Genomic DNA, 12,901 nt, shown 5'->3' with positions numbered 1-12,901 from the left:
AAAAAGGATTTCGCTATTTTTGGGTCAATGAAGATATCCTTTAAAACTGCTATTGCCTTAACCCTAATTCCTCAATTCATAATTGTGAAATGGCTGGCAACCCGTACAGATTTAGTTGAACAATATTATAGCATGGGTATTTATCCTATCATTTCTAACTTTTTCAGGCTTTTATTTGGATGGATTCCATTTTCCGTAGGTGACCTTTTATATTTTTCGTTATCAGTTCTTGCCTTATTATATATCGTAAGAAAAATAAAGCATATTTGGCGAAATAAACTCAAGTTTTTAGAAAACGTAGGTATGGTCTTAGCGGTAACCTACTTTACCTTTCATATTATGTGGGGCATGAACTACTATAGAGAGCCACTTGCGCATAAATTACAACTTACACCTAATAAGGAATATAAAGACCTTTTAAAATTTACAGAACGCCTGATCAAAAAAACGAACGAATCTCAATTACAAATTACAAAAGATTCTAGTTTGGCAGTGAAAATACCATACTCCCAAAAAGAGATTTTCAACAAAACGATTGATGGTTACAAACACCTTAAAACAATACACCCATTTCTTGCATATAACACCCCTAGCCTAAAAAAATCGCTATTTAGCACTGGGCTTACTTATATGGGTTATGCCGGGTATTTAAATCCATTTACCAATGAGGCCCAAGTAAATGATCTACTGCCCAACTTTAGATTTCCATTTGTAGCTGGCCATGAAGTGGGGCATCAAATTGGATATTCTGCTGAAAATGAGACAAACTTTATTGGCTACCTGGTAACATCTAGCAATAAAGACCCGTATTTTAAGTATGCTGCCTATGCCTACGCCCTTGGTTATTGCCTAAACGACGTTAGAAGAACCAATAAAGATGACTTTGAAAGAATCATGCAGAATTTAAACCATGGTGTTAAGATGAATTTTCAAGAAATGGCAATTTTCTGGAATTCTTATGAAAACCCAATGGAACCCGTTTTCAAATCTATATTCGACACTTTTTTAAAAGCCAACAATCAGACCGAAGGTATAAGAAGCTATAATGCCGTTGTACTCTTTTTAGTAGCCTATCATAAAAATCACCCTTTATAATATTTTAAGACTTCGTGATCTAATCGCCTCATTTCCATCCATACTTTAAAAAATTAAGAAAATAATAGCTATTCTCAATTTGCGTTTTTTCAACTGTTAAAGAAAAGTGAAATAAGCCCATTTTACTGTAGAATCCCAGTATTTTTAAAACACTAATTCAAACTAAACGTAATGAAAAAATTATTTTTTGCACTATGCCTGCTTGGGTATGGTACATTTTTAAATGCCCAGGATTATTTTCCTGAGAACGCAGGCGTAAAGGTCAATAACAATAATTATACTGCCTTTACCAACGCTAAAATCTATGTAACCCCTACACAGGTTATTGAAAATGGAACACTATTGATCCAACACGGTAAAGTAGTCAACGCTTCTAGTACAGTAAGCATACCTAAAAATGCCGTTGTTATTGATTTGCAAGGAAAATCAATCTACCCATCATTTATCGATGTATACTCAAAATTTGGAGTGGAACAAGCTAAAAAGAAACCGGGTCGCGGTAGATCTGCTCAATATGAACCTTCTAGAGAAGGCTATTATTGGAATGACCATATTATGCCAGAGAATAAGGCAATCGAGAAATTTACATATGACGATAAGGAAGCCAAAAAATTACGAGAGGCTGGTTTTGGCGTTGTTAATTCACACATACATGATGGTATTGCTAGAGGCACAGGTGTTCTTATCGCTTTAAATGGAGAAGGAACCAATGCGAACAGAATACTGGATGATCGCTCTGCCCAATATTTTTCTTTGAGCCGAAGTATTGCCAAAGGGCAATCTTACCCAAGTTCACTAATGGGAACTCTAGCACTATTACGACAAATGTATAGTGACGCAGATTGGTATGCCAAAGGGAATGCCACGACCACAGATCTTTCTTTAGAAGCATTGAACGACAATAAAAATCTAGTTCAGATTTTTGAGGCCAAAGACAAATCCCACGATCTACGAGTAGATAAAATTGGTGACGCCAATGGCATACAGTATACGATTTTAGGAGGCGGAAACGAATTTGAGCGAATAGAGGAAATAAAAGCTACGAATGCCAAATTTATTTTACCTATAAACTTCCCAGATGCTTATGATGTTTCGAACCCATACGCGGTGGACTATGTGTCTTTGCAAGATATGCGTTATTGGAACCAAGCACCATCTAACCCAAAAGTATTAGCTGATAATGGAATTCAATTTTCGCTTACAACGTATGATTTAAAATCTCCTTCGAATTTTAAACAGAAATTAATGAAAGCCATTGAGTACGGACTTTCATCTACCAAAGCACTAGAAGCTTTGACTACGGTACCTGCTGAAATATTAGGTAAATCAAATGAAATAGGTTCTTTAAAAGCAGGGCACCTTGCTAATTTTCTAATTACATCCGGTGATGTTTTTGATAAGTCTACAACCTTATATGAAAACTGGGTACAAGGAACCAAAAGTGTAATTAACTCTATGGATGTTAAAGATATTAGAGGAGATTACAAATTAATGGTACAAGGAAAAACCTACGACGTAGCCATCTCGGGAGAAGTTTCAAAACCTAAAATTGAGGTTAAGCAAGACACCGCTAAACTGAATTCTAAAATTAAATACGATGACAATTGGGTAACCATGTCTTTTGCAACAAAGAAAGACGATAAAACCTATAGAATGATAGGTGCCGTCACAGAATCCTCAGATAACTTATCCGGTCGTTTGGTTCTGCCCGATGGTACAGAATCGAAATTCACGGCAACGAAATCAAAATCATTTGCTGAAAAGGAATCAGAAAAAGAAAAAGCTACCGCTGCCAAAAATATAGTTCCTGTAAAATTCCCAAATGTTGGATATGGTTTTGCTACTAAACCAAAAGCTGAAAACACACTATTTAAAAATGCCACGGTTTGGACGAGTGAAGATGCTGGAGTTCTAGAAAATACAGATGTACTTGTCAAAAACGGTAAAATCGTTAAAATAGGAAAAGATTTAAATGCAGGTGGCGCCAAGGTGATCGATGCAACCGGCAAACATTTAACTGCAGGTATTATTGATGAACACAGTCATATTGCTGCCCTATCAGTAAATGAGTCCGGTCAAAACAGTTCGGCAGAAGTAAAAATGGAAGATGTTGTAGATCCAGAGCATATGGGTATCTATAGATCTCTTGCAGGTGGTGTTACTTCATTACAATTACTTCACGGTTCTGCTAACCCAATCGGCGGTAGGTCGGCTATTTTAAAATTAAAATGGGGAGAAGAAGCAGACGGCTTAATTTATGACAACTCTCCTAAGTTTATAAAATTCGCTCTTGGAGAAAATGTAAAGCAAAGTAACTGGGGCAGTTATTCCCGTTTTCCTCAAACACGAATGGGTGTTGAGCAGTTATATATGAATTATTTCCAAAGAGCTAAGGAATACGACACCAAAAAGAAAAATGGCGAACCATACCGTTACGATGAAGAAATGGAGGTTCTTGCTGAAATTCTAAACGGAGAGCGTTTTATTTCTTGCCATTCTTATGTACAGAGCGAAATAAATATGATGATGAAAGTTGCTGAGCACTTTGGTTTTAGGGTCAATACCTTCACCCACATTTTAGAAGGGTACAAAGTGGCAGATAAAATGGCTGAACATGGTGTAGGCGCTGGTACCTTTAGTGACTGGTGGGCCTATAAGTTTGAAGTAAACGATGCAATACCATACAACGCGGCAATTATGCAAAAACAAGGTGTTGTAACCGCTATTAATAGTGATGACCGTGAAATGATCAGAAGACTGAATCAAGAAGCGGCAAAAACAATTAAATATGGTGGTATGACAGAATTGGAGGCTTGGAAAATGGTTACCATCAACCCAGCTAAACTATTACACTTAGACGATCGTGTGGGTAGTATTAAAGTTGGAAAAGATGCTGATTTGGTATTGTGGTCCGGTAGTCCGTTATCCGTATATTCAAAAGCGGAAAAAACAATGATAGAAGGGGTTACCTATTTTGATTTGGAAACCGATAAGAAGAATCGTGACGCCATTAAAAAAGAACGTAATGACTTGGTAACAATGATGCTTAAAGAAAAGAGCAGCGGCAAAAAAACACAAAGCCCAAAGCAAAGTATAAAAAGAGATTTCACTTGCGAAAGCCTTTAATATAACCACAAGTATTCAAAAATATAAAACAGTAAAAATGAAAAGATTAATAACCTTGATTATAGCCCTTGGTTTGGCACTACCGGCCATAGCGCAACAAACACCGGGCGATAAACAGACCGAAGCTATTACTATTGAAGGGGCCACGGCTCATTTAGGTAATGGAGAAACAATAGAGAGTTCGCTTATTATGTTCGAAGACGGTAAAATTACTTTTGTTGGTGATTCTAAAATGAGAATCGCAAGAAAAGGTAAGATCATAGATGCTACCGGCAAACATGTATACCCAGGTTTCATTGCACCGGCAAAGACTTTAGGTTTAGTAGAAATTGATGCCGTAAGAGCTTCTAAAGATGAAGATGAAATAGGAGATTTTATCCCTCATGTAAGAAGTTTAATTGCATACAATGCAGAATCCAAAGTTGTAGAGAGCATGAGACCCAATGGTGTGTTAATTGGGCAAATTGCACCTTCTGGCGGATTAATTTCCGGTACTTCAAGTATCGTACAATTTGATGCCTGGAACTGGGAAGACGCCGCTATAAAAGTAGATGATGGTATTCACTTAAATTGGCCAAGTACTTTTAAACAAGGTCGCTGGTGGGCCGGTGAGGACCCTGGTTACCATCCAAACAAAGACTATGCTGAGCAAATAGATGCAATTGCTTCTTTTCTAAAAAATGCCCAAGCTTATGGCAAATCGACGCCAAAAGAGGTTAACCCAGCCTTTGCTGCCATGAAAGGTATTTTTGACGGAAGCCAGAAACTTTACGTTCATGCCGATGATGAAAAGCAAATTATAGATGCCGTAAATACCTTAAAATCCAATGGTTCTAAAGAAATTGTATTGATAGGTGGTTATCATGCTTACAAAATTCCAGATTTTTTAAAGAGCAATAATATTCCTGTTTTGGTACAGTTTACCCACAACCTTCCCGTTTTTGATGATGATGATTATGACTTACCATATAAGTTACCAAAGTTATTGGTAGATGCCGGATTGTTAGTAGGCATTCAAAATTCTGAAGCAGCAAACTTTCAGACAAGAAATTTACCTTTTTACGCGGGACAAGCTGCGCAAATGGGATTGGATAAAGAAAAAGCAGTTCAATTGATTACAGGAAATACTGCCAAAATATTGGGTATAGATGATCAATATGGAACTTTGGAGAACGGAAAAAGTGCCACTCTGTTCATTTCTGAAGGTGATGCTCTAGACATGGCCGGAAACCGATTAACCCATGTTTTCATTGACGGACGTACAGTTTCTTTAGAAACACACCAAACAGAACTTTGGAAACGCTACATGGGCAAGTACGAAGGAAAATAGCACATATAATTTGTGGCAATTAAAAAGAGGCTGTCTTACAGAAAGACAGCCTCTTTTATTTTACAAAAAAAATGCTATTTCTTGGCGAGCAAATACCCTAAATATGCCATCGGCAAATAAGCTACTATAATATCTAAAGCAGTGAACCACATTGGCCCACCAAGCATGGCAATATTAACCGTGCCTCCAATTAGAAAAAATAATCCTATCAACAAAGCCATAAGCATTTTTCTAGTTGCCGCTATTTTAGCAGCTATAAATGCACCCACCAAGGTACCTAAGGCATGAGCCAAAAAAGGAAAAATAAAATGCTTGGGCTTAAATAAATGAATGGTTGATTTTAAACCTTCCATAGTAGTAATATCTCCACCTTCCGGTGGCGGAATAATAGAACCGCTGATCATAACAATTCCCATATTCACCATACTACCAACAATAACTCCGGCTACGACAGCCAAAATGTTTTTTAATACTGGATTCATATCAAAAGATTTAATTGGTTACTACCTGGTTTTTATAAAACGTACCACCTCTCCTACTTCATAAGCCTTCTCTTTCGGCTCCAAACAAATAAAGCCGTCGGCTTTAGCCAAACTGGTTAAATCGCCCGATCCATTTTCAACCACCGGTGTTCCCCAAACAGCGCCTTCTTTAAACTCCGTTTTTACATGAACAAACCTGGTCAAAGGTGGCATTATTCGCATGGGCACACTTAGCTTAATATACAAATTATCTAATTGAATGCCCCATGAGGTATGCAACCATGGTAAAAAGTAAAGATGATAATTGGCAAATGTGGACACAGGATTACCAGGAAATGAAAAAATAACGGTATTCAATTTTGCATGAACGCCAAACCAAAAGGGTTTACCAGGTCTTTGTGCTACTCTATGAAACACCTTTTCAACACCAAGGGATTCCATAACATCTGGAATAAAATCGAACTTACCCTTAGATACCCCACCACTCAATAATAGAACATCATTTTCAACTAAAGCTTTCTCCAGTTTTGTCCTAATAATTTCTTTATCGTCTAAAAGATGTAATGAGCAGGAAGTTATCGTACTGTTCAATAATGCCGCTTCAATGGTCAACATATTTGATTTTCTAATCTGATGTGGTTCTGGCAACTGGTCAACCTCAACCAATTCATTTCCCGTAGCTATGGTACAAATCTTTGGGTTTACTTTCACGTTGACTACAGATTTGCCCACGGAGGCCAAAACCCCTATCTCAGCCGGAGTTATTTTTATTCCTTTTGAAAGAATAACCGCTCCAGTTTTTTCATCACTTCCCTTATAGTGTATATTTTGACCTTTTGTTACTTTCTCATTAATGGTGACCTTATTATCTGCTATTGTAATATGTTCGTACATTACCACAGTATCACAATTTTGAGGAACTACCGCACCCGTCATAACCTCTAAACAATTGCCAGTATCAATTAACGACTGTTGTGTTACACCAGCTGCAGCTTCACCTTCTATAATGAATGCATGTTCAGTTTCCAACAAACTTGAAAATTGAATTGCAATACCATCTTTAGTTGCACGATCAAAAGGAGGAAAATCACGATCGGCAAGAATATCTTCAGCTAAAATTCTATTTAAGCTGTCCATAAGTTGAACCTCTTCTTCTCCAAAATTTAAGCGATGCTTTAAAACTTTCTGATAGGCTTCCTTAAATGTAATCATAGATTAAAGGTAATTTTTTTAAATGGATTCTCTTGAGTATAAGGCAAGACTAAAACCAGCCCAATCCATTAACCAATAACACTCTTATACCTACTACGAAAACAAGCAGTGCAGTAACTCTTTTAATTCCATATGCAGATAACCTTTTTAGACTGATTCTAATACCTAATTGACCACCAAGCAAAACGGCGAAAACCAAGCACATAGTTTCTTTCCATGGTAAGGAAAGAGAATTACTAGTAAGCAAACCGAATAGACCTGAAACAGAATTAACCAATATGAAGAAACTGGCTAAGGCTGCAATTTTAATTGCTTTGTTCCATCTTAAATGGTTTAGAATAGGTGCTAAAAAAATACCTCCTCCAATACCTACTAATCCGGATAAGAACCCAATTACGGCTCCCAAAATATAACTCATATAATTAGGGTAGTCTTTTACTTCTTTCTTTGCAGTGTTCATCTCAAATGTTTGCATGGCCAAAAACAAGGCTGAAAGAATAAGCGAACATCCAAGAATTATAAAAAACACGCTTTCTTTTAGTCGAAAGGTGGCTCCTAAATATGCTAAGGGAATACTAGCCAAAACAAATGGTAGAAAGTCTTTTAACTTGGCGTGACCATTTTTAAAATATAAGTAAGTACTACCCGATACAACTACCAAATTACATACTAAGGCAATAGACCTTATTGCAAAAAAACTGGTCAAAAAAAGGGTTAACAGTGCCAAATAGCTAGAACCACCACCAAAACCGACCGAAGAATACAAGGTGGCTATAATAAAGAACCCAACACATAAAAGCATTAGTTGCTCAATAGGTATCAACATAATTTTTCATCTGGTTCATACCTCCAACAACATTTACAAAATCTTTACCTGGGTGTAATTCTTGCAACTTGACAATCGCCTTTTTACTTCGCACACCAGTTTGGCAAATGACATACACCGTTTCCTCTAAATTAACCTCAGCGACCCTATCAGTTAATGAGCCCAATGGTATATGCTTGGCTTCTTTTAAATGTTGCCTTTGAAACTCTTTATCCGTTCGTACATCTATAAGTTCAATAGAGTTACTTGAAAGTAATTTTTGAAGTTCACCGGACTCAATTGATTTTAGCGGAAGTTCACAATCAAACTCATAACTAGTAGCAAGTGATTTAATCTCATTATTACCAGCCTGTAATTTAAATTTCATTCGTTGCATACGCTGGCTAAGCGTATCAAAAAGTAATAAGACTCCTGATAACACCTCTCCTATTCCAGCAATAACCTTTACCACTTCTAAAGCTTGAAGGTTACCTATGATACCTGGCAAAATACCTAGCACACCATTTTCATTACAATTAGGTACTGCATCTGCCGTCGGCATAGTTGGGAACAGACAACGGTATGTTGGTCCGCCTTTGTAATTAAAAACACTTACTTGACCTTCAAAAGCATGTAGCGCCCCATACACAAATGGCTTGTCAGCTATTACACAAGCATCATTAATCAAATACCTAGTCGGAAAATTATCTGTAGCATCTACAACTATATCATAATCTTTAATAATATCAAGTGCGTTGGCGGTTGTTAAATAAGACTTGTAAATCTCAATATTGGTTGTAGAATTCTGAGCTGACAACTGTTTCTTTATCGCCTCAACTTTGGGAGTGCCTACCATAGTCTCAGTAAATAAAACTTGACGATGAAGATTAGATAACGAAACTACATCAGCATCAACAATACCAAGGGTACCAACACCCATAGCGTTTAAATACGTTAATACAGGAATTCCTAGTCCGCCAGCACCAACCACCAAAACCTTGGCTTTATTTAGCTTCTGCTGCCCTTCAATTCCAAATTCCGTTAAGGTAATTTGTCTTTGGTAACGATCTTGGTTCATGATGCAATTTTTTGCAATGCTTCTTCGTATTCCACTTTAGAGTTTGCATTTAACAATACCTCTTTCTGCTGAGGGAACACCAAATGAACTTCTGCGTTTATCAAGAATTTTCTTGGGCAAGAACCGTTTCCGGCTTCCAAGTATGCTACAGATTGTTTTAATGCTTCTGGTTCCCAAATTGCACAAAGAGGCTCTGGTAAAGGGTCTTCTTCATTTGCAAAGGCGCTTGCCAATTTCTCTGGGTTTCTGGCAGCAATTAGTTCTTTTAAAGCCTTTTTATCTATCAATGGCAAATCGCAAGCTAATACCAACCACGCTACATTCGGGTATGCTTTGTGTGCAGAAAGCAACCCATTATACGGACCGCGAAATTCATTATTATCAACAATCGTATTAAATGAATTTGATATTTCATTCTCTTGATCTTTGCGAATACTTAGAAACGCATCGTCACAAACCTCATTCAGCAAATGATATAAATGTTCACGCTGTGGAAGGTCGTGATATTTTATCAATCCTTTATCCTCACCCATTCTAGTACTTTTTCCACCGGAAAGCACTAAACCATATAATTTATCTTTGGAAATCATTCTTCCCTCCCGTTTTTTGTTCTAATTGAATTGCACTTATTACAATATCTTGTGAAAGTGCCTTACACATATCGTAAATAGTCAACGCAGCAATGGACACTCCCGTTAAAGCTTCCATTTCAACACCAGTTTTCTCCGTACATTTTACGGTACATGTAATTTGAAATGCATCCGTTACAGGTTCTATTTCCACATTAATTTTGGACAAATTAATTTGATGGCACAAAGGAATTAATTCTGATGTTTTCTTTACACCTTGTATACCGGCAATAACCGCTGTTTGTACAATACTCCCCTTTTTGCCCACAAAATCTTGATCGGATAATGATTTAAAAACTGCTGTCGGAAATTTTATTAGTCCGCTTGCAATTGCGGTACGTACCGAAGCTAATTTTTGGGAAACATCGACCATTGTAGCATTCCCGGATTCATCTATGTGCGATAATTTTTTTTGCATTACCCTCCTATTGAAGTCATTGAATTACTAAATACGTCTTTATATTTTTCTTGTGCCTCAAAACCGGTTTTAGCACGACTGCCGACAGCCTTTAAAATTTCTTTTTTGATATTTTCTTCCACATCATCGGCTCTCATTATGTCCCTTAAATTCGCACTTGCTTTAGCATATAAACAAGTGATAACATCACCGGTTGCAGAAATTCGCAGACGATTGCAACTGCCACAAAAAGTTCTACTAAAAGAAGGTATTACCCCAAAAGTCCCTTTATAACCAGGAATCTTATAATTTATGGACGTTGATGTCTTTGGAGATTCTAATTTATAGTACTCAGGATGGGCATTTCTAATTTGTTCCAGAATCGCTTTAAAATCCCATTTAATAGTTTGAAACTCTTTAGACCCTCCGTTAAAAGGCATTTCTTCTAAAAAGCGAACCGAAACATTGTAATGCTTGGTCAATTCTAACATGGGTAGAATATCAACAGTGTTCTGACCATCTAAGACTATGAAATTAATACGCACATTAAACCCTTCGGTAATTAAGCGAATCATATTATTATACACCACATCATATTGATCACGACGGGTTATACGCTCGAAGGTCTCACGATTTATGGCATCCATACTTACATTAATATTCTTAATGCCCAATTCCTTTAATTCATCAATATACGGACCAATTAATGTTGCGTTCGTAGTAACAGAAATATCATGTAAACCTTCTAATTTTGATAAGCTACGCAACAAAACCATTAAATCTTTACGTACAAAAGGCTCACCACCTGTAATACGTATTTTATCTATGCCTTGAGAAACAACAATTTCGCTTAGTTTGACCAGCTCGTCTATAGTAAACAACTTGTCGTTTTTCGCAAAGTTAATTCCCTCCTCTGGCATACAATAATTGCAACGCAGGTTGCAACGATCTGTCACCGCCAATCTTAGGTAATTAATTGCTCTATTATGGTTGTCTACTAACATACTTTTAAAAATACAAGTTCAAACTCAAAAATCAAGTTCAGGTTCAAATACAAACTCAATTTCCTCTATTATCTTTATTCTATTCTCCAGCTCCTCTTTTCTATTTTCTCTCCTCTAACTTCTGTTTTCCAAAAATCACGGATGCGCCGATACCCATATCGTTTTATTCTTGAACTTCTCTTTTTTCCAAATAGGAACGGTTTCTTTTAAAGTATCGATAAGATATCTACAAGCTTCAAAACAAGCATCCCTATGTGCAGAAGACGCCCCAACTACAACAACCGGTTCTTCAACACCTTTCTCTCCAACGGCATGTCTCATTACAACCTTGTTCAATGCCCATTTTTCAATCGCGCTGTCAGCAATCTTTTCCATTTCCTTTAAGGCCATTTCTTTATACGTTTCAAACTCTAAAGCAATTACTTCTTCGTTGTTTGTAAACTCACGAACGGCACCAACAAAAACACAGATTCCTCCACTTTTGGGATCACTTAATTCCGTATAAACCTTTGCAGTATCTATAGTATCAACTATTTCTATAACTTTCTTCATTAGCCTCCGCTTACAGGTGGTATAATCGCAATTTCCTCATTACCTGTCAAGGCTAAAGTATCATCGGCATACTCACTATTTACGGCAACCGCCAATGAATTCAGCTTTGAAAATTCGGGGTAAGTGTCAATCAATTTTTTCTTTAACGAACCAACATTCGCTGGTTTTAATTCCTCATTAAAATTAATTGCTGAACTGCCCACTATATCTTTGGTAATACCAAAAAAAAGTACATTCATAACCGTCTAAAATTAGATAAATTCCAAGTTAGGCATAAAAAATAAGGTGCCATAAAAATGGCACCTATTTTAAAAAAATTATATGATTTTGAGAAAAGATTTATTTCACACTTACCGCATTCTCAGCTGCGGAATAAAACCCTGTAGGTTTAGCTTCAGTAGATAAATTAGCATTTTCAAAATTCACTGTTTTAGCTGATTCTTTAACTTCACCTTCTTCAACATTATGCCATGTAATCGCTTTTGGCAGCAAGACATCCTCAACCTTGGTCCAGTCTGCATAATTGATCCAACTTACCTTGTTAGAAGGTTCTCCGCTAAAGTAAGTCATGGTGTAACCTAACCATTTCATTTGATGTGTATCTGCATCATAATGTATAAAATATTCATCTGTGGATGATGCCCCAACACCGTCATTGTAAGAAATTTTATAACCAGGGTATGAAACACCGTCATAGACCAATGCCTCCGCTTCTTCATATTTTATTCCGTCATCAGACAATACGAATGGCATAGCATAGAAGTAAAACATTAAGTTATGGTAAAACTTAGGTTTTCCTTCGTAGTTCCCTGTATTATCCAATAGCCACACCTCACCACCATCATAACCTATAGTATAATCAGGTGTAGAAATTTTATCAAATCGCTTATGAAGATCAATAGTTTGAATTTCATTATAACCTTCCTTTGGCATTTCAAAATTCAAGGTTTTATAGCTTTTCCATGCATTTAATCCGCCATGAGCTTCAAATACCTTGTTTAATTCTGATGGGTACCGATCTACATTCACCATTTCCACTGCCTCTTCAACGGGTTCTGCAGGCATTTCTTTTTTAGGAGCCTGCTTACATGAAAATACGGCCATTGTTAAGACTAAAAGGTAAAGTTTGTTCATCATTTTTATTCAGTTTTTATGGTTTTAAAAATCCTTAGTCGAGAAAATATGACGGAC

The 12,901-nt window shown here is 36.8% G+C and carries 13 protein-coding genes; 3 read left to right on the top strand and 10 right to left on the bottom strand.

Annotated elements, in window-relative coordinates:
- The first annotated feature begins 27 nt into the window (after nt 1-27).
- The 3 genes from DCS95_RS17180 (at nt 28) to DCS95_RS17170 (ending at nt 5,551) form a co-directional block, all read left to right on the top strand.
- Nucleotides 28-1,095, top strand: a complete 1,068-nt coding sequence (locus tag DCS95_RS17180) for a DUF3810 domain-containing protein (RefSeq protein ID WP_116772030.1) — start codon at nt 28-30, stop codon at nt 1,093-1,095.
- A 171-nt stretch (nt 1,096-1,266) separates the two neighbouring features.
- A complete protein-coding gene (locus DCS95_RS17175; protein WP_116772029.1) occupies nt 1,267-4,221 on the top strand; it encodes an amidohydrolase family protein in 2,955 nt (984 codons plus the stop codon).
- Nucleotides 4,222-4,258: 37 nt separating this feature from the next.
- Nucleotides 4,259-5,551, top strand: coding sequence for an amidohydrolase family protein (locus DCS95_RS17170; RefSeq protein WP_116772028.1), 1,293 nt, complete (start codon nt 4,259-4,261; stop codon nt 5,549-5,551).
- 74 nt (nt 5,552-5,625) lie between these two features.
- Here the strand turns inward: DCS95_RS17170 and DCS95_RS17165 are convergent, their stop codons facing one another.
- From DCS95_RS17165 to DCS95_RS17120, 10 genes are all read right to left on the bottom strand, one after another.
- Nucleotides 5,626-6,033, bottom strand: a complete 408-nt coding sequence (locus DCS95_RS17165; protein WP_116772027.1) for a hypothetical protein — start codon at nt 6,031-6,033, stop codon at nt 5,626-5,628.
- A 21-nt stretch (nt 6,034-6,054) separates the two neighbouring features.
- Entirely contained in the window at nt 6,055-7,245 is a 1,191-nt protein-coding gene (locus DCS95_RS17160; protein ID WP_116772026.1) for a molybdopterin molybdotransferase MoeA, read from the bottom strand.
- Nucleotides 7,246-7,294: 49 nt separating this feature from the next.
- Nucleotides 7,295-8,071 carry a sulfite exporter TauE/SafE family protein gene (locus tag DCS95_RS17155; protein WP_116772025.1) on the bottom strand — a complete coding sequence of 259 codons (777 nt, stop codon included), beginning with the start codon at nt 8,069-8,071 and terminating at the stop codon, nt 7,295-7,297.
- Complete coding sequence (gene moeB, locus DCS95_RS17150) at nt 8,055-9,128, bottom strand: HesA/MoeB/ThiF family protein (RefSeq protein ID WP_116772024.1); 1,074 nt, start codon at nt 9,126-9,128, stop codon at nt 8,055-8,057. Before moeB ends, DCS95_RS17155 begins: the two co-directional genes overlap by 17 nt.
- Entirely contained in the window at nt 9,125-9,718 is a 594-nt protein-coding gene (locus tag DCS95_RS17145; protein ID WP_116772023.1) for an NTP transferase domain-containing protein, read from the bottom strand. Before DCS95_RS17145 ends, moeB begins: the two co-directional genes overlap by 4 nt.
- Nucleotides 9,702-10,175 (bottom strand): cyclic pyranopterin monophosphate synthase MoaC, encoded by a 474-nt coding sequence (gene moaC / locus DCS95_RS17140; RefSeq protein WP_116772022.1) that lies wholly within the window; start codon nt 10,173-10,175, stop codon nt 9,702-9,704. The genes DCS95_RS17145 and moaC overlap by 17 nt, the downstream gene beginning before the upstream one ends.
- Nucleotides 10,175-11,158, bottom strand: coding sequence for a GTP 3',8-cyclase MoaA (gene moaA, locus DCS95_RS17135; protein WP_116772021.1), 984 nt, complete (start codon nt 11,156-11,158; stop codon nt 10,175-10,177). Before moaA ends, moaC begins: the two co-directional genes overlap by 1 nt.
- A 135-nt stretch (nt 11,159-11,293) precedes the next feature.
- Nucleotides 11,294-11,710: a molybdenum cofactor biosynthesis protein MoaE gene (locus DCS95_RS17130; protein ID WP_116772020.1), complete on the bottom strand. Its 417-nt coding sequence runs from the start codon at nt 11,708-11,710 to the stop codon at nt 11,294-11,296.
- A complete protein-coding gene (locus DCS95_RS17125) occupies nt 11,710-11,949 on the bottom strand; it encodes a MoaD/ThiS family protein (RefSeq protein WP_116772019.1) in 240 nt (79 codons plus the stop codon). The genes DCS95_RS17130 and DCS95_RS17125 overlap by 1 nt, the downstream gene beginning before the upstream one ends.
- Before the next feature lie 100 nt (nt 11,950-12,049).
- Nucleotides 12,050-12,847 (bottom strand): hypothetical protein, encoded by a 798-nt coding sequence (locus DCS95_RS17120; RefSeq protein ID WP_244178481.1) that lies wholly within the window; start codon nt 12,845-12,847, stop codon nt 12,050-12,052.
- Between the last annotated feature and the right edge of the window lie 54 nt (nt 12,848-12,901).

Origin of the sequence: Maribacter litoralis, assembly GCF_003075045.1 — a bacterium.
Taxonomy (GTDB): Bacteria; Bacteroidota; Bacteroidia; order Flavobacteriales; family Flavobacteriaceae; genus Maribacter; species Maribacter litoralis.
This window is presented reverse-complemented; position numbering and strand designations above follow the sequence as displayed.

Excerpts from the sequence above, each read along its gene's own strand:
- DCS95_RS17175 (WP_116772029.1), top strand. The coding sequence starts at position 1,267 with ATGAAAAAATTATTTTTTGCACTATGCCTGCTTGGGTATGGTACATTT.
- moeB (WP_116772024.1), bottom strand. The coding sequence starts at position 9,128 with ATGAACCAAGATCGTTACCAAAGACAAATTACCTTAACGGAATTTGGA.
- DCS95_RS17170 (WP_116772028.1), top strand. The coding sequence starts at position 4,259 with ATGAAAAGATTAATAACCTTGATTATAGCCCTTGGTTTGGCACTACCG.
- DCS95_RS17160 (WP_116772026.1), bottom strand. The coding sequence starts at position 7,245 with ATGATTACATTTAAGGAAGCCTATCAGAAAGTTTTAAAGCATCGCTTA.
- DCS95_RS17120 (WP_244178481.1), bottom strand. The coding sequence starts at position 12,847 with ATGATGAACAAACTTTACCTTTTAGTCTTAACAATGGCCGTATTTTCA.
- DCS95_RS17180 (WP_116772030.1), top strand. The coding sequence starts at position 28 with ATGAAGATATCCTTTAAAACTGCTATTGCCTTAACCCTAATTCCTCAA.
- DCS95_RS17165 (WP_116772027.1), bottom strand. The coding sequence starts at position 6,033 with ATGAATCCAGTATTAAAAAACATTTTGGCTGTCGTAGCCGGAGTTATT.
- DCS95_RS17125 (WP_116772019.1), bottom strand. The coding sequence starts at position 11,949 with ATGAATGTACTTTTTTTTGGTATTACCAAAGATATAGTGGGCAGTTCA.
- DCS95_RS17155 (WP_116772025.1), bottom strand. The coding sequence starts at position 8,071 with ATGTTGATACCTATTGAGCAACTAATGCTTTTATGTGTTGGGTTCTTT.
- DCS95_RS17130 (WP_116772020.1), bottom strand. The coding sequence starts at position 11,710 with ATGAAGAAAGTTATAGAAATAGTTGATACTATAGATACTGCAAAGGTT.
- DCS95_RS17145 (WP_116772023.1), bottom strand. The coding sequence starts at position 9,718 with ATGATTTCCAAAGATAAATTATATGGTTTAGTGCTTTCCGGTGGAAAA.
- moaA (WP_116772021.1), bottom strand. The coding sequence starts at position 11,158 with ATGTTAGTAGACAACCATAATAGAGCAATTAATTACCTAAGATTGGCG.
- moaC (WP_116772022.1), bottom strand. The coding sequence starts at position 10,175 with ATGCAAAAAAAATTATCGCACATAGATGAATCCGGGAATGCTACAATG.